Annotated in this window: 16 protein-coding genes and 1 pseudogene; 10 read left to right on the forward strand and 7 right to left on the reverse strand. The window is 35.7% G+C overall.

Translation table 11 applies throughout. From position 1 onward, the window contains the following. Positions 1 to 413 precede the first annotated feature (413 nt). The 3 genes and pseudogenes from QUF99_RS02540 to QUF99_RS02550 all read right to left on the reverse strand — a co-directional run bounded on the left by QUF99_RS02540 (position 414) and on the right by QUF99_RS02550 (position 1,838). Positions 414 to 563, reverse strand: coding sequence for a hypothetical protein (locus QUF99_RS02540; protein ID WP_289368510.1), 150 nt, complete (start codon positions 561 to 563; stop codon positions 414 to 416). Beyond that, positions 547 to 948: pseudogene (locus QUF99_RS02545) on the reverse strand (transposase); the annotation flags it as partial. The gene QUF99_RS02540 and the pseudogene QUF99_RS02545, both read right to left, overlap by 17 nt. Next, entirely contained in the window at positions 876 to 1,838 is a 963-nt protein-coding gene (locus QUF99_RS02550; RefSeq protein ID WP_289368511.1) for a helix-turn-helix transcriptional regulator, read from the reverse strand. The gene QUF99_RS02550 and the pseudogene QUF99_RS02545, both read right to left, overlap by 73 nt. Positions 1,839 to 1,948: 110 nt before the next feature. On the opposite strand from QUF99_RS02550, the gene QUF99_RS02555 reads away from it, so the two are divergent. From QUF99_RS02555 to ppsA, 3 genes are all read left to right on the forward strand, one after another. Beyond that, entirely contained in the window at positions 1,949 to 2,428 is a 480-nt protein-coding gene (locus QUF99_RS02555; protein ID WP_289368512.1) for a GyrI-like domain-containing protein, read from the forward strand. A gap of 22 nt (positions 2,429 to 2,450) precedes the next feature. Next, a complete protein-coding gene (locus QUF99_RS02560; RefSeq protein ID WP_289368513.1) occupies positions 2,451 to 2,915 on the forward strand; it encodes a phage tail protein in 465 nt (154 codons plus the stop codon). Positions 2,916 to 4,067: 1,152 nt separating this feature from the next. Beyond that, the gene (gene ppsA, locus QUF99_RS02565) at positions 4,068 to 6,683 is read left to right on the forward strand and encodes a phosphoenolpyruvate synthase (RefSeq protein WP_289368514.1); all 2,616 of its coding nucleotides are present in this window, start codon (positions 4,068 to 4,070) and stop codon (positions 6,681 to 6,683) included. Positions 6,684 to 7,106: 423 nt separating this feature from the next. On the opposite strand, the gene QUF99_RS02570 is transcribed toward ppsA, so the two are convergent. Continuing rightward, on the reverse strand, positions 7,107 to 7,547 hold the full coding sequence (locus QUF99_RS02570; RefSeq protein ID WP_098183962.1) for a YaiI/YqxD family protein: 441 nt from the start codon (positions 7,545 to 7,547) through the stop codon (positions 7,107 to 7,109). A gap of 513 nt (positions 7,548 to 8,060) precedes the next feature. Between QUF99_RS02570 and QUF99_RS02575 the strand changes: the two genes are divergently transcribed. The 5 genes from QUF99_RS02575 (at position 8,061) to QUF99_RS02595 (ending at position 12,541) form a co-directional block, all read left to right on the forward strand. Next, on the forward strand, positions 8,061 to 8,768 hold the full coding sequence (locus tag QUF99_RS02575; protein WP_289368515.1) for a DNA alkylation repair protein: 708 nt from the start codon (positions 8,061 to 8,063) through the stop codon (positions 8,766 to 8,768). Between the two features lie 301 nt (positions 8,769 to 9,069). Next, complete coding sequence (locus QUF99_RS02580; protein ID WP_289368516.1) at positions 9,070 to 9,384, forward strand: DUF3892 domain-containing protein; 315 nt, start codon at positions 9,070 to 9,072, stop codon at positions 9,382 to 9,384. 285 nt (positions 9,385 to 9,669) lie between these two features. Continuing rightward, positions 9,670 to 9,996, forward strand: coding sequence for a hypothetical protein (locus QUF99_RS02585; RefSeq protein ID WP_289368517.1), 327 nt, complete (start codon positions 9,670 to 9,672; stop codon positions 9,994 to 9,996). Positions 9,997 to 11,197: 1,201 nt separating this feature from the next. Then, positions 11,198 to 11,809: a recombinase family protein gene (locus QUF99_RS02590; RefSeq protein ID WP_289368518.1), complete on the forward strand. Its 612-nt coding sequence runs from the start codon at positions 11,198 to 11,200 to the stop codon at positions 11,807 to 11,809. Between the two features lie 72 nt (positions 11,810 to 11,881). Then, positions 11,882 to 12,541 carry a protein kinase family protein gene (locus QUF99_RS02595; RefSeq protein WP_141497420.1) on the forward strand — a complete coding sequence of 220 codons (660 nt, stop codon included), beginning with the start codon at positions 11,882 to 11,884 and terminating at the stop codon, positions 12,539 to 12,541. Positions 12,542 to 12,751: 210 nt separating this feature from the next. Here the strand turns inward: QUF99_RS02595 and QUF99_RS02600 are convergent, their stop codons facing one another. The 3 genes from QUF99_RS02600 to QUF99_RS02610 form a co-directional block, all read right to left on the reverse strand. Then, the gene (locus tag QUF99_RS02600) at positions 12,752 to 12,925 is read right to left on the reverse strand and encodes a hypothetical protein (protein WP_289368519.1); all 174 of its coding nucleotides are present in this window, start codon (positions 12,923 to 12,925) and stop codon (positions 12,752 to 12,754) included. Then, positions 12,888 to 13,487: an undecaprenyl-diphosphatase gene (locus QUF99_RS02605; RefSeq protein ID WP_242274723.1), complete on the reverse strand. Its 600-nt coding sequence runs from the start codon at positions 13,485 to 13,487 to the stop codon at positions 12,888 to 12,890. Before QUF99_RS02605 ends, QUF99_RS02600 begins: the two co-directional genes overlap by 38 nt. A 444-nt stretch (positions 13,488 to 13,931) precedes the next feature. Beyond that, complete coding sequence (locus tag QUF99_RS02610; protein WP_033708081.1) at positions 13,932 to 14,099, reverse strand: type 2 periplasmic-binding domain-containing protein; 168 nt, start codon at positions 14,097 to 14,099, stop codon at positions 13,932 to 13,934. A gap of 368 nt (positions 14,100 to 14,467) precedes the next feature. On the opposite strand from QUF99_RS02610, the gene QUF99_RS02615 reads away from it, so the two are divergent. Both QUF99_RS02615 and QUF99_RS02620 read left to right on the forward strand, forming a co-directional pair. Then, the gene (locus QUF99_RS02615) at positions 14,468 to 14,884 is read left to right on the forward strand and encodes a YkvA family protein (RefSeq protein WP_289368520.1); all 417 of its coding nucleotides are present in this window, start codon (positions 14,468 to 14,470) and stop codon (positions 14,882 to 14,884) included. 112 nt (positions 14,885 to 14,996) lie between these two features. Beyond that, positions 14,997 to 15,620: a recombinase family protein gene (locus QUF99_RS02620; RefSeq protein ID WP_289368521.1), complete on the forward strand. Its 624-nt coding sequence runs from the start codon at positions 14,997 to 14,999 to the stop codon at positions 15,618 to 15,620. The last annotated feature ends 476 nt before the right edge of the window (positions 15,621 to 16,096 follow it).

Raw genomic sequence — 16,096 nt, forward strand, 5'->3', positions numbered from 1 at the left:
CAATAAAGGTGTCCTATTAGTTTCAAGATAGTGATCCCTAGTGTTTCTGTTAAGATAGTTTGTTTTTCCTACAAACAAAAGCGAATGTGAACTTTAGTATATTTGTTTACATTCAAATCCCCGAAAGCATTGATTTTATAGCGATTACCTTGATATCCTCAAAATTATTAAGAATATACATTCAAAACACTGTAAATAAAGAAGTTAGAACATCCATAAACAAAAAAGCTAGATCCATACTAGTTTTTTACATAAGTTTCGTTATCCGTAGTCAACATATCTAAAAGCTTATAAAGATACGCTCCAGATTGCTTAACTGGAGCGTATTCAAGTTCACATAATTCCCGAAAGAAGAAATCAAAATGCAACTTGCTTAAGATTAGCAGCCGTTACTTTAACAACCAAGCTTAGTTTTATTTTTCTTTTTTAAAAAAGAATCCTGTCCCTTCTTTTTGTGGTACAAATCCTTCTTCAGCTGACATATTTTCTATCATGTCTTGTTCTTCTTTTGTTACAACTGTGGTATAATCCCTATCTTCTAAATTTAATTTCAGGAATTTCATATGTTTCACCTGGTTGTAATTGATCAATAAATTTCTCCATATCTAATTGAATGTACTCAGAATGTTTTTTTATTGTTCCATTTTGAAAGTATTCAGGTTCTTTATTTTTCTGATATATACGAGTATTGAGCTTAAGTCGTGAGATGAAATAAGCACCGTGCTCGTCTATAGTATGTAAATCCTTTAAGTCAAAGTACCCTAAGTCGCGTATACATACATCCTGCGGTTGGAGAGATTTTAGACAAGTAGAACCATATGTTTTATCATTGTGCTTTCCAGCACCCACATAAACATGTAGAAACTGGCCACGGCTTATGGGCTGTATAAGCATAATCTCTCTTGTAAACTTTCTAAGACTTCTTCTGGCACTTCCCTGACCTTGATATCCCCACCTAGGAAAAGTAGCCAATTTGTTATTTCGGTCAATTCTTCGGGCTTATTAACATTGATAAAAGCCTTTAGAATGGCTGTGGTTTGGTAAGGATTCGTATAGGAAATTGAAACTTTTAAAGGATGGTATTTTTTGAACTGGGCAATCGCTTTTGGACCAAGTTCAAGGACAAGGTTGATTACTTCTTCCTGCTTACTTAGTTTTTCTAAAATCTTTTTCTTACTTAATCTTTTTTTCATCGGGTAGGGTTTGACATTGGTGAGATGGTCGACAGGAAAAATCTGCTTCTTTTCTTCCTTTAAGTCAAAGCCTTCAATCAGCCAAAGGCCTTTTTCATGATAAAGGTGCAAGAGATAAATTGGATGAGACTTTATTACCTTCTCTTCTTTGATGGTAATCAATAAATAGCTATCCAAAAGAAGGATTTGGATGAGTTTTTCTAACATGGGATGGGGGAGGTCTGAAAGTTCAAGTAGGTCGGAATTATTGGGGTTGGTCCCTTCAAAAAGCAAGATTTGATTTAAAAGAACAAGGTCATCTTGCTGGTTTTCTGAGATGAGGCCTAGTAATTTTTCAGCTAAAGACTGACGACTCTTTAGATAGGGGAGTTGTTGATTTCTTGTGGCCATAAAGGCAATAAAAAGAGCTTTGACCTCATTATCGGTAAAGTGAACATCAGGCAGGACAGAGTTGTGCATGACAAAATAACCCCCATCCCTTCCAACTTCAGCGACAAGTGGCATTCCCATGGCCTCAATTTCTCTGATATCTCTAATAGCTGTCGAACGAGAGATGTTAAATTCTCGCATGATTTCAGAAATTGTAAAGTGGGCGCGGTTGTTGATATACCGCATGATGATATTAATCCGTTCAACTTTTTTCATCTGGACTCCTAAACAGTATCATTTTTTGACATGATTTAAGGCTATCATATACCCATCAAGTGAAGAAGACAAGTCATTTGATTAATTTAAAAAAGAGGAAGGTTTTGAATATGGAAGATTATACGCTAAAAGAAAAAGACAGCTTTACCGTTTTAGGTTTTGGAACTGAGCTTAAGAGCGATTACACAGACTTTGCTGGCTTAAACAAGGAAAAGTCAGACTTTTGGCAGGCCGTCAGCCAAGATGGAAGGCTTGACACTTTAAAAGCCATAGCCACAAATGACTACGTTTTTGCCGTGAACGAAGCGGTGAATAACAAGATGATGCATTATGCTGGCGTCATGACAGAGGCATCGGCACCAGAAGAAGCCAGAGTTATCCAATTTCCTAAGGGGGAATACCTAGTTGTTAAAGGGGAAGGGAAGACGGCTGATGAATTGAATAATAAGCTTGCTGGCCTTGCCTTTGGTCAGGTCTTGCCAGAAGCAAAGAATTTTGCCTATGTTGGTGGGCCAAATGCAACGGTTGAGATGGGGCAGCGAAACGGCTTAGTTTTTGGTGAAATGTGGATTCCTGTTGTTAGGAAATAAAGAGATAAAAGGAGAGATGGAAATGTCCTATATCGTTGATTTTAAAAATGTGTCTACGGTTGGTTTAGAGTCTTCACCTGTAGTAGAAGCGCTTGCTGGTTTACGTGCTAATGAAGCCCGTTACTTTATGAACAAATACAAGCATGAATTTACAGTTGTACCAGCTAGCGAAAGCCAGGAGACCCTTGATTATGTGAACCGAGTTTTGAAAGAAGAACGTGATATTGAGTTTGCGGCCAAATCTTTAGAAACGTCGCGTTTTCAAGTGGAAAATATCAAAATTGCCTACGTCTTTTATGAGGATGGTCTTGCGGTCAACGTCATGTATACGGTTGATGACCCTAAGAAGCGGGCCGTTGGTTTTAAGCTTTCTGAGGGGATGGAGGTACCAAAGGAGCTAGAAGGGAAGTTTAAGTTTGCTAGGCAGAAGTCTAAACTAGCTGGAACAATTCGGGGTTCGTTTTTTGTAATTAAAGGAGAATATTAAAGTAAGCAAAAGCGCAACTGGAGGGGATAAGATGAAACGCTCAACCAAACGAATCATAGAAGTGTTCCCGGAATTTAGAGGTAAATAAGCGATTTTAGGACTAAACCCATATTTTGGTTATTCCTTTAAAGGGCGCGATTGTGGAAGGAAATTTATATTTTTAACACTCTATCCGAAAGAATTCTCCTTCCTCAAGCGTGTGCAGGGCGATAGCCCAACGCTAGGTGGGAGATGAATTTCGGTTTGGCACAACCAAAAGATTTTTGATAAACTAGACACATGAAGTTCTTTGATAACTTGATATATAAGGTTGCAGGAAGAAAACACAGTGCGAAAACCAAGCCGTTCGGTTCCTGCGTAAAATATCAACCGTAAAAAAGAACGTCCAAGCGTTGGACATCTAGGGGTGGAATAACCCGAAGTAACGCTCAGGGAGACGAAAGGTTGCTTTCGTCGTGGAACTGAGAAGCTCCCACTTCAAAATTCATTAGAATTTAAGTGGGGGTAGTTCACACGACTGTACTGCTAAGGCATCCTTATAAAAAATTTACAATTTTATTTTACCCCCATCCAAAACAGGACGGGGGTATGCGTGTTAAAAGTATTAAACTTAACCAACTTATTGTAATCTTGACATTTCCTTACTGCGGGTGGTGACAGCTTCGCTGGTACTACCCCAACTCCCTAATAAATAAAAACATTATTATCTATGTATATGGATACGCAATGAATTCTTTTTTCGTTTTGGGGATACTTCAAAATATTAGCTTGATGGGCATGGGGACCCCTATATGCGTTCTTTTTTTTGCTTTTTTTTGATAAATCCCTGTTTATCCGCTCTTTAATAAGTAAGAGGACAAGTTAAGCATGGTGGCATAGCCAAGTGGTAAGGCAAAGGTCTTTTGGGGAAAATAAACAGATTAAATGGAAAAAGTTGATTTTAACCATATTCATTGTGGGCTAAAAGGCATATGAGCTACTTTCGAGTGGATGAACCGAGGCATCAGTTTACTACTGTATGGTAAGGTTTAGCTATTTTTTGAACTCTTCCTAATTTAATTATAGCATTTAAATTATGATTAATATAGACTGTTTATTCTCATTTACTACTGCTAAAATCAATAACACATTAATGATTAGGAGAGATGTAGAATGAGTTCTTTGGTTCTCGGTTTTCAGGAAATGGAAAAAACGCAGCTTTTGCTCGTTGGTGGAAAAGGGTTCAATTTAGGGGCATTATCAAAAATTCAAGGAATACAAGTACCAGAAGGTTTTTGTATTACAACAGTAGGGTATCAAAAAGCCATCGAACAAAACGAAACGTTTCAAGCTTTGTTGAATCAACTAACAATGCTAAAAATAGAGGATCGAGGTCAAATTGGTGAAATCAGCAGGAAGATTAGAGAAACCATTATGGAAGTAGAAATCCCTTCCGATGTTGTGAAAGCAGTTGCTCACTACCTCTCCCAGTTTGGAGATGAACATGCTTATGCAGTGCGTTCTAGTGCTACTGCTGAAGATTTACCACATGCCTCTTTTGCTGGTCAACAAGACACCTATTTAAATATCATCGGAAAAGAAGCCATCTTGCAGCATATCAGAAAATGTTGGGCTTCTCTATTTACGGATCGAGCGGTAATATACCGAATACAAAATAGATTTGACCACAGACAAGTTTATTTATCCGTTATCGTTCAAAGGATGGTTTTCCCACAGGCTTCAGGGATTTTATTTACCGCTGATCCGATTACCTCTAACCGAAAGTTACTATCAATCGATGCCAGTTTTGGGCTTGGAGAAGCACTGGTCTCTGGATTGGTATCTGCCGATTGTTATAAAGTACAGGAAGATAAAATCGTCGATAAGATGATAGCGACCAAAAAATTGGCTATCTATGCACTAAAAGAAGGCGGAACAGAGACACAGCAGATTGATCCTGATCAGCAAAAGACTCAAACACTTACTGAACAACAAATTTTACAACTAGCACGCACAGGAAGACAGATCGAAGCTTATTTTGGTTACCCACAAGATATCGAATGGTGTTTGGTTGATGATACATTTTATATTGTCCAGAGTCGGCCAATCACTACTTTATACCCGATCCCTGAAGCGAATGATCAAGAAAATCACGTTTATGTATCTGTCGGTCATCAACAAATGATGACCGATCCCATGAAACCACTGGGATTGTCTTTTTTCCTGTTAACGACTAATGCACCCATGCGTAAAGCTGGTGGAAGGTTGTTTGTTGATGTCACACATATGCTGGCTTCACCTGACAGCAGAAAAATGTTATTAGATGCCATGGGACAACACGATCCGCTCATGAAAGACGCACTTATGACCATAATAGAGCGAGGAGATTTCATAAAATCTTTACCAAATGATAAGCAAGAACAGAGTTCCGGTAAAAGCAATAAAAGTGTGTCGTCTACGGATTCTAGGGCACAAATCGAAGACGACCCGACAATCGTTTCTGATTTGATTAAGAGTAGTCAAACATCGATAGAAGAGTTAAAACAAAACATCCAAACGAAATTAGGATCGGATTTATTTGACTTTATTCTGGAAGATATCCAGATATTAAAGAAGATTTTATTTGACCCACAAAGTTCAGCTGTGTTTATGGCTGCTATGGATGCTTCATCATGGATCAATGAAAAAATGAACAAGTGGTTAGGTGAAAAAAACGTAGCAGATACGCTTTCTCAATCTGTACCAAACAATATTACTTCGGAAATGGGTCTGGCGCTATTGGATGTCGCAGATGTGATTCGTCCTTATCCAGAAGTAATTGATTATTTACAACATGTAAAAGATGATAACTTTTTGGATGAACTGATTAAGTTTGATGGTGGACAGGAAACCCAAGACGCTATCTATGCTTATCTCAGCAAATACGGAATGCGATGTACCGGAGAAATCGATATTACTAAAACTCGTTGGAGCGAAAAACCAACTACACTTGTTCCCATGATTCTCAGTAACATCAAAAACTTTGAGCCTAATGCTAGCAATCGGAGATTTGAGCAAGGGCGACAGGAAGCTTTGAAAAAAGAACAAGAGTTATTAGATCGATTGAAGCAATTACCGGATGGTGAACAAAAAGCCAAAGAAACAAAACGAATGATCGACCTAATCCGGAATTTCATCGGTTATCGGGAATATCCAAAATACGGCATGGTTAATCGCTACTTCGTTTATAAGCAGGCTTTACTGAAAGAAGCCGAACAACTCGTACAAGCCAACGTTATTCATGAAAAAGAAGATATATACTATCTCACTTTTGAAGAACTTCACGAAGTCGTGCGCACAAATAAACTGGATTACCAGATCATCAGCAAACGAAAAGACGAGTACAAATTATATGAAAAACTAACTCCACCACGTGTTATCACGTCTGATGGTGAAATCATTGTAGGTGAGTACAAGCGAGAAAATCTCCCAGCCGAAGCTATTGTAGGTCTACCTGTTTCTTCCGGAGTTATAGAGGGACGCGCTCGTGTCATCTTAAACATGGAAGATGCTGATCTAGAAGATGGAGATATATTAGTCACCTCCTTTACTGACCCTAGCTGGACACCATTGTTTGTATCCATAAAAGGCCTAGTCACCGAAGTTGGTGGACTGATGACACATGGAGCAGTTATCGCACGTGAATATGGCTTACCAGCAGTTGTCGGAGTGGAGAATGCTACCAAACTGATAAAAGATGGGCAACGAATTCGCGTGCATGGAACAGAAGGGTATATCGAAATATTGTAATTGCTGAATACGTCCAGATTTAATTAGTAGCACCGCTCCAGTGGATAACAGAGCGGTGTCTCACAATCTTTCCATTGGGACAAAAAGTTGAAGCCAACTTTATCGGTGGTGCATACTTAAAAATGATAGTTACCGATCCAACTCCACTCAATACATCAATATGGCCGACTTTCCAAATGTGGAGATCGGCTTTTTTTATATAAATTTGTGAATGCTATCACTTAAACTATAGGGCGCGTTTATTTAGAAACGCGTCTTTTTTTGTATATTAAGTCATTTGATAGAATATGGTACCATTAATATGATACATCAAATAATTATAATGTTTATTCATGTGAGTGTAGTGTAAGGCTTAAAAAAGAACTGAAATACTTGTCACAATATTATTTTTCTTGGTTTTCCTTAAAAATGGACGGTTCTTTTTTAAAGTGAAATCGCTCTTTTAAAAAGCTCCCTAAATTTCTCCCTATCTTCTGATGTAAATGGTTTTGGCCCCTTTGTACGCTTTCCGCTTTTTCGAGCCATTGCACTCAAATAACGTGTTTGTAATAATTGGTCAATGTTTTCATTTGTATAGCTATACCCATTATGGTGAAGAACCGTACACCCTTTTGCTAAACCTAGCGAAGCAAGACCATAATCTTGCGTAACGATAATATCTCCTTTTTCTGCTAACTTCATAATCCGATAATCCGCAGCATCTGCTCCAGAATCAACATAAATTTTTTCCACTCCTGATGGTTGTTCCGCATTAGAAAAATGAGAAAAGCTAGTAACAAGGATAACAGGAATTTCAGCATTCGTACCTTCAGAGATAATAATATCTTTTACCGGACAAGCATCTGCATCAACATAAATTTTCATCTTTATCACTCCCATAAATAAGTTCGAGTTGATGATAATGGCAGATTTAGCTTTTGTCAAACGAAGATGCTTTACCAAAAATCATTAAAAAAACAGATATTCTATTAAAGGGCGCTTTCGTTGAAGAGCGCTGAGCTGTTTATGCAGCTCTTTTTTATTTAATAAACGAGCAGGATAACGGAATTAAGTTCAAGAATTTGTGAAGATGGAAATGTTGAAAAGAGGTAGTAATAATATGGGATGACCTTTCTGTTTTCCTGGATCAGATCCAGAATAAAGAGTCGTTCTCGGTAATGAAAATTGTTTACTCGTTCAAAAACCTCAAGAAGTCTTATTAGGTTCAGGTTTAATTGTACCAAGAGTATACAGGGAAAACGTATTTGATCTAACTTCTCTGGATTGGCAAGCTACTTTTGATCTTTTACATCAAGTTAAAGCATTGCTTGATAAAGAATATAAGCTAGATGGTAACAATGAAGTGGGTATGATTATAAAGGAGGGAAGTGCAAAACGATGGATTTCGAAATGGTTATGCAGGAACTGGAAGCGCTCGGTAAGGAACGAATCAAAAAGACTTACATAAGCAATGGTGCACACGAGCCGCTTTTTGGCGTGGCTACAGGTGGAATGAAGCCGCTTGCAAAGAAAATCAAGAAAAATCAGCTTTTGTCCGAGCAACTTTACGCCTCCGGGAACTACGATGCCATGTATTTTGCCGGCATCATTGCGGACCCAATGACAATGACTGAGGCGGATTTTGAGCGTTGGATGGATGCGGCGTATTTTTATATGCTGTCCGATTATGTGGTTGCAGTGACTTTGGCAGAAACCGATTTTGCGCAAGTTGTTGCCGATAAATGGATCGCAAGCGGTGAAGAACTTAGAATGTCGGCAGGCTGGAGCTGTTACTGCTGGCTTTTGGGTAATCGCCCGGACGGTGAATTTAGCACAAGCAAGATTGCCAGTATGCTTGATCAGGTGGAAAATACGATTCACGATTCTCCAGATCGAACGAAATCCGCTATGAATAATTTTATCTACACAGTCGGGATTTCATATTTGCCGCTCCATGATAAGGCGGTTGAAACCGCGAAGGCAGTAGGCCCAGTCGAAGTCAGGCGGGGCAAGAAAAAAAGCAGTATCCTGCTTGCTTCCGAAAATATTCAAAAGGATGTAGATAGAGGGCAGCTTGGTTTCAAACGCAAAAATGTAAGGTGTTAGCATAATTTGTAGTGTAACTACACTAACGGGAACGAGAGCTCAATACATCATTCGAAGGTTGCTGACAAGTAAGGATCGGTGGCTATTCAGCAATCAGGCGCAATTCTGTAGCAAGAATTGTGCTCGATCTTTATGTATTGGGCCACTATGTTGAATAAGAGCTGAAAAGCTGGATTAGGTTCGCATTTATGGAATTGAAGTATGAAAAACTGTAAAAATAATACATTTTTTGTTAAGGGTCATAGTACATAAAACTAATAGCTTCCGAACATACTAATAAAATGTTTTGGAGGTGAGTTTTATGGATAAAAAAGACTTTCAAAAAGTTTATAATGAATACTTACAACAAGGGGAAGACCAAGCTCAATTGGAAGTAGTTGAGGAAGTCGATTCAGGAGTAGAACAAATTGTTGCAGTTCGTAAAAATGATGAGGATGATATTATTACTTTTAAAACAAGTAGTGGAAGAGAATTAGATTATATTACTGCTCTTGATGAAGCAAAATCAGGGAAGTTAGCTCATGTGGACGTATTTCATAAGTATGGTAGGGATATTATACGTAGTGAACCTGATGGTATTAAAGAAAATAACTTAGATAACTTACCTTCTTTTTAAACGGGTAAACCTAAAGAAGAGAATGTTAATTTGGATATTCTCTTCTTTACTTTACTAATTTACTGTGATCTTCGTAAACTTGCTGTAAGAAAACCATCAGTTATTCAATTATAGGGCGCTATTCTTTTATAGAGAAAGCGTCTTTTTCTTGTATTTCAAGTGTTCTCATGGTTAAGTAATTTTTTGTTTTCTACGATTGTTGAATGACTAGCGTATAAAAGAGACTCTCCTTGAACATAATAGAATCTAGATTAATTGATTTATAGAATGGGAGCATGAAGAATAATGTTATTATCTGAGGCCTGGGAACAGTATCAATTAGATAAAAAAATTGAGGGATATTCACCTCTGACTTTAAAAACATATTTTTTTCAATATAATCTCTTATTACGTTATTTCGGTGACATTAACATGAGTGAATTTACTACAGAAAAACTAAAGGGTTACTTAATTGAAATGAAGTTTGAAATAAAAGAAGTAAAAGAACAAATGGAACAGATGCGAAAATCTCTGGAAAACATAGAGAAACAAAGCCTAACTAAAAAAAGTGAAACCTCTTCGACTGTTTCTAAAGGAAATCGCGATTGGAAATATCCCTCTAAAATGAAATGAAATTGTTACCTGTTAAAATACAAATTAAGTATTAAAGCAACTATCTGGAATCTAATTGTAATTCAGCTTTGTCGTTTGTCAGTGTATTAGCAGAATTACAATTTCCAGAGTAGATAGCTCTTGCTTCATCACACGAATCAGATTTTTCACATCCTATAAGCATTCCTAATGTTATAAACGATAATAAAATCTTTTTCATTATAATACACGCTCCATACTATTTAGAATGTTATGATGTTCTTAGACTAAGTGAAATTTATAACATATATTCCCATGACAAAAAACATATGTATTGAATTAAAGAAACTGAGGAAGGTCAGTTTTTGACCAATTTATATAATAGACTTCACCATACATGCCCGTCGACTTAAGAAGTGGGTTGTTCCCCAAACCGAAAAAAACGAGTTGAATTCTCATAAATAACTGTAAAATAATAAAATTTTCGTTTAGGGGCTACTTTAAAATCTTAAGTTGATGGGCATGCGGCGGCACCCCTATGTGTAAAAAACTTTGCAACAGAACCCAAAAACCTAAAACAATTGCAAGTAATCTCTAAATCTCGGACATACCCCTAATCCTTTCAATAGCAAAAAAACAAAAAGGTCAACTCCTTTGTAAAAAAGAATTGACCTTTTATTTTTCTAAATTTGAATAAGTGCAAAAAAATGAATTTACATTACTGCTTTTAAAAGTTCTGCTACGAATGGGATGATTCCACCTAAAAATTTTAAAACTGCCATTGCGATTGCCATAATCATTTCCTCCTTTTTAATATTAAGATGTTATGAATCTTTATACTCTCATTATAGTAAGCGCATGTATTAATATCAATATATTTTAATATGCAATATTACATCTTAAAATCATGTTTTATACTGTTATAATAGAATAGGTAAATTCTACAGCATTCCTCGAGGAACTAAACAGCTAATGAGCATGAAATTTTTCGTAAATAAACATTACTTATCCATCTTGAGAAGGTACACGTATACGATTATTGGTTCTGGGACAAATGTGTTGCGCCTTTAAAAAATTCATACAGATTCCTAACCAAAGTGTTTGTAAAGGTATACCTTTACAGATACATAGAAAACTATAAAAACCCACGTCTATAAATGTCTGTTTCGAACTTTACAGACATCTGTTTATTTTATATACTTTTACAGACATAATTGGTAAAATTACCAGTGAGGTGTAGTATATGAAACATAAAAAATTTGGTTATGTACGAGTTTCAAGTAAAGATCAAAACGAAGAACGACAAATTCAGAATATGAAGGATTTAGGGATAGAAGATCGGGATATTTTCATTGATAAAGAATCTGGAAAAAATATGGAGCGAGAGAACTATCAAATGCTAAAACGTCTTGTTCGTGCGGAAGATACCATTGTATTTGATTCCTTAACAAGACTTGGGAGAAATATGAATGATACATTAGAAGAATTTAGGTACTATGAAAAGCATAGAGTAAATTTACAATTTATAAAGGAACCATATATTAACGTCAATTACACTGGAGAAAGTACAAATGATGTCATTCAGAGTGCAATTCAAAAAGCAACTCTTACAATATTATCAGCCTTTGCAGAAAAAGAGCGAATTGATATTAAACAACGTCAAGCTGAAGGAATTGCTCTTGCCAGGAAGCAAGGTAAACGTTTAGGACGTCCGCCTGTCGAAATAACAGAAGAATTTATGGATGCTTACAAGGAATGGAAATCTGGTTCAATTACAGCCGTAGGAGCTATGAAAAAGTATGGCATCAAACGTTCCTCATTTTATAAACTTGCCAAACAGTATGAGGAAAATTAAAATGTATATGTTTTGACATATTCATTTTAAAATGTGGGTGGGACCCCTTTTAGCAAAATCGGAGTGGAAATGATGAGTATAAATAGTTTTGTGGGATTGATAAAGGACGAATTATTAAAAGAGGTAAGCATAAGAAGTGAGGATGAATTCGAGCCTGTAGTAGTTAAAGATATTCCTAGACTTTGGAAGTGTTTAGGGACAGGTAATTATGCCGCAGTATTTATGCACAAAGAATACAAAGATTGGGTAGTGAAAGTTTACGCGCGAGAAGGAGAAGGAATTGAAAAAGAGTCAGAAGTATACCGAAGAATCGGAAATCATCCTTCTTATTCGAAGCTTATATATAAAGGAGAAAATTTCATAGTATTGAAACGTTTAAAAGAAATTACCTTATACGATGCTATTCATAAGGGGATTAAAATTCCTAAGCAGGTAATCCTCGATATCAATGAAGCTTTAGAGTATGCAAGGGAACAAGGATTAACTCCTTGTGATGTTCACGGGAAAAATGTGATGATGGAAAACGGAAGGGGATATGTAGTCGATGTATCTGATTTCTTAAAAACAAAAGAAGATAGTAAGTGGAGAGACCTAGAAAAGGCATATTTTACATTTTACTTGCCTTTCATTTATAAATTGCCTTTCCCTGTTAAAATACCGTATTTCATGTTAAACATTGTTAGGCGTTCATATAGAAAATATAAGAAGCTTAAAAAGAAATTCAAATTGTAAAAGGACCACATACTTATCTTTAGGTTAGATAAGTGAACCACTAGTAAACAAGGCATATGAGTGCCGAAAAAAAGTGAAGCAAACAAAAAATAACTCCAAAATCAACTTTTATTGTATATTTTGGAGTTACTTGACGTTTACTTTGCAACGAAAGAGAACCGCAACACTGCCTAAAACCTGGGCGCTTATCACATCCACAAACACACAAAATTAAGAAGCCTTCTTCATTCGTTGTTGCTCTTTAGTTTGTTCAGCAATAGCTGAAGCAACAGCTGCAACATGAATACATTCCATATATAGGTCGTCAGCATCTGTATCTTTCACGCTAACTTTTATACTTGTATACTCAAAATCCCTTTGATTTGTTTTTGGATGGTAAAACATGTTTCTCTACTCTTTCATATAGAGTAAGCAATTGCTTGATAAAAGAAAATTTCGGTACTAACCAATACGAAAATAACGCTGAAACACATCCTATTAAAGCCCCTATTGCAACATCAAAAGGATAATGAACCCCTACCCAAATACGAGAGATCGCTACACAAAATGCAAGTATAAGCCATAACCATCCAGTCTTTTTACGAACAAGCCAAAACGAAAAACAAATCGAAAAAAAGAGAATCGTATGGTCACTAGGAAATGAATTATCTACAGCATGGTCGACAAGTTTATTAACATCAGGCAATACTGCAAACGGTTGATAATTCAAATGAAATTTCCCTGCTATTTTTCCAATCACCTCAGCAATCACAAAAGCAACCATCGCTTGAATAACCATCATCCTACTTTTTCTGGACCCGGTAAACCAATAAGCTATAATAATTAAACCAAAAATATATACCATATATTCTGCCAAAAATACCATGGCTGAGTTTAGGAATGAATATTGTTTACCTAAATCATTAATTGCTCGAAAAATATCAATATTGAATTGAGAAAAAGACATTTTCAAATCCCTCCTTTATAGTAAGGTGTTTAACTGATTGCCATATACCTTCATTACATGAATAGTTTTGATTATTGTACTCATCTAAAAATACCAACCTTCTTGTACACTTATAATTTTATTATGGGAAAAAAGGTTTAAATGGGACTTAACTACTTCTTAACTATGTGAATGTACTGTTTCTTCCTCTAACATGACGTTTTCACTTAAAAAATAAGCGGCATACGTACGTATATTTCGACTAACGTTTTTAAACGCGAGCTGAGAAAACGTCATCTTCCTTCCCCTCCCACGCTTTTTTTACTTTCGTAAAAATAGGTATCACCATGAGTATGACATCTCCTTCTTCTTTCTTCTTTTTCACTATAATAAAAAAAGAAAAAGGAAAACATCGAACTTTCTTACAAACATTCGTGCATTCTTACAGTTTTGTCATTTTTCTCGTCATTTTGTAAATGTGTTCATCGCCTTGCCTTTCGCTATTTTCAAAAACTCTTGTAACTCTGGGTTTATATTCGTCTTTCGGTATGCAACGGCTAGTTCCGCAACAATTTTAGAATCACATATTTCTTTGTAGACAACTTCTGATTGATATAATTTATTTGCAGACACCTATCCGCTGTTAATTAAATAAGAAAAATTATATGTTTCTAATACATGTTTTTGATCGAGCTTTAATTTAAACCTACAAAGAATTAAGGAAAGTACCCAAAACGACCATTTTAGAGACTTTTTTGTACTGGTTAGTCCAACTTTAAGGTCAATAACTATAAGGTTTCTAAGACAAACTAATGAATCAAACCTATTTGTCGGTTCATCTAAACGTACGAAATCCGCGAAATGTTGGTGCTACCCCTTTTAAGAAGTGTCCCAGGGTATGTCTGCTTAAACCTGTATATTATTTGGACTACTATATTTACTTAGTGTTATTTAGTACAATTTGATTGGATACCATTATTTATAGATTGGGGGATTGGCTTATGGATTATTCAAAAGATCAATTAGAAGAGGAATTAACGAGATCTAGTAAACATTATTCAGATTCAAAGTTTTGGGATAAAGTAAAGAAGTATGGTAAAAAAGCAGGAGCTAATGTGGTTTATGCGGTTTTATTATTGTATTACACTCTTCAAAAAGATACCGTTCCAATGAAGACAAAAGGGATTATCCTTGGTGCTTTAGGTTATTTTATTCTTCCGTTAGATTTGATTCCAGATGCTATTCCAGTGGTTGGTTATGCAGATGATTTAGGCGCATTAGGAATTGCTCTTATGCAAGTTGTTATGTATATTGATCAAGATATTAAGGATTTAGCTAAAAACAAGTTATGTGATTGGTTCGGAGAAGGTGTAGATACTTCAGAAATAGATAATAAATTAGCAGGAAAAGAGAGCTAAAGAGAATAATTCTTTAGTTCTTTTTTTATGAAAATCAGTTAGAATTTTCTTTATTTCAAATCCACACTTGCTATTCCCCCATTCCGAGGGGATGGGCAAAGAAACCCATTTTATGAAATATAAAAAATTTGGATATGTGCGAGTTTCCAGTAAAGATCAAAATGAAGAACGTCAAATTCAGAATATGAAAACGCTTGGGATAGGGGAACGAGATATTTTTGTTGATAAACAATCTGGCAGTAATATGAAACGTGAAAATTACCAGATGTTAAAACGTATTGTCCGTACAGGCGATACCATCGTATTTGATTCTTTAACACGACTTGGTCGAAGTATGAATGATGTATTAGAAGAATTCAGGTATTATGAAAAACATCAAATTAATTTACAATTTATTAAAGAGCCCTTCATCAATGTGAATTACACTGGCGAGAGTACAAATGATGTGATTCAAATTGCGGTTCAGAAAGCTACTCTCACTATTCTATCTGCTTTTGCGGAAAAAGAGAGACAAGATATTAAGCAACGTCAAGCTGAAGGGATTGCCGTGGCAAAAAAGAAGGGTAAACATTTAGGTCGTCCACCTGTTGAAATCACTGAGGAATTTATTGCGGGCTATAAAGAATGGAAATCAGGCTCTCTTACAGCTGTAGCGGCAATGGAAAAGTCTGGGGTTAAGCGATCATCATTTTATAAACTTGCGAAGAAATATGAAAAAAATCTGAAGGGCAAATAACTAATTTATTGAAAAATTCATTCAATTAATGTTATAATAAGATATATAGTATATCTATTAAACTTATGTAAAGTAACTCAACCTTGCTCTATGAAAGTTTACCGCAAAAAAGTCAACTCAAACTAGGAGTTGACTTTTTTATTTCCTTTTCAATTATTTGTTAGGCTAGTTTTATTTATAAAATAAGATATCAATAAGATGTTTTTTTGTTCAGGTGTGTTAATACCTCTTTATTTATAGGGGTACCCATATTAGTAATTTATCAAGGTTGTTAGCAAAAATTTGATCAAACTTTAATTTAAGTCAACAAATTTCTCAACAAACGATATTAGACATGTAGGTTATAACATATGTCTATATAGATATTATTAAAATTAAAGTGATTTCAAGTCAGAGAGAGGTATTCATTTGAGTGTCTTTTATTTTGTCAAAAAAATTCAGCTAAAAAAGTGTATTCTTTCTGTGTTTGCGACATA

This window comes from Bacillus sp. DX4.1 (assembly GCF_030348195.1).
In the GTDB taxonomy this organism is placed as follows: Bacteria; Bacillota; Bacilli; order Bacillales; family Bacillaceae_G; genus Bacillus_A.

Bases quoted from the DNA above. Each gene is read 5' to 3' on its own strand.
- QUF99_RS02615 (WP_289368520.1), top strand. From the start codon at position 14,468: ATGGATTATTCAAAAGATCAATTAGAAGAGGAATTAACGAGATCTAGT.
- QUF99_RS02580 (WP_289368516.1), top strand. From the start codon at position 9,070: ATGGATAAAAAAGACTTTCAAAAAGTTTATAATGAATACTTACAACAA.
- QUF99_RS02555 (WP_289368512.1), top strand. From the start codon at position 1,949: ATGGAAGATTATACGCTAAAAGAAAAAGACAGCTTTACCGTTTTAGGT.
- QUF99_RS02550 (WP_289368511.1), bottom strand. From the start codon at position 1,838: ATGAAAAAAGTTGAACGGATTAATATCATCATGCGGTATATCAACAAC.
- QUF99_RS02540 (WP_289368510.1), bottom strand. From the start codon at position 563: ATGAAATTCCTGAAATTAAATTTAGAAGATAGGGATTATACCACAGTT.
- QUF99_RS02605 (WP_242274723.1), bottom strand. From the start codon at position 13,487: ATGTCTTTTTCTCAATTCAATATTGATATTTTTCGAGCAATTAATGAT.
- QUF99_RS02595 (WP_141497420.1), top strand. From the start codon at position 11,882: ATGAGTATAAATAGTTTTGTGGGATTGATAAAGGACGAATTATTAAAA.
- QUF99_RS02600 (WP_289368519.1), bottom strand. From the start codon at position 12,925: ATGTTTTACCATCCAAAAACAAATCAAAGGGATTTTGAGTATACAAGT.
- QUF99_RS02585 (WP_289368517.1), top strand. From the start codon at position 9,670: ATGTTATTATCTGAGGCCTGGGAACAGTATCAATTAGATAAAAAAATT.
- QUF99_RS02575 (WP_289368515.1), top strand. From the start codon at position 8,061: ATGGATTTCGAAATGGTTATGCAGGAACTGGAAGCGCTCGGTAAGGAA.
- QUF99_RS02620 (WP_289368521.1), top strand. From the start codon at position 14,997: ATGAAATATAAAAAATTTGGATATGTGCGAGTTTCCAGTAAAGATCAA.
- QUF99_RS02590 (WP_289368518.1), top strand. From the start codon at position 11,198: ATGAAACATAAAAAATTTGGTTATGTACGAGTTTCAAGTAAAGATCAA.
- QUF99_RS02570 (WP_098183962.1), bottom strand. From the start codon at position 7,547: ATGAAAATTTATGTTGATGCAGATGCTTGTCCGGTAAAAGATATTATT.
- QUF99_RS02560 (WP_289368513.1), top strand. From the start codon at position 2,451: ATGTCCTATATCGTTGATTTTAAAAATGTGTCTACGGTTGGTTTAGAG.
- ppsA (WP_289368514.1), top strand. From the start codon at position 4,068: ATGAGTTCTTTGGTTCTCGGTTTTCAGGAAATGGAAAAAACGCAGCTT.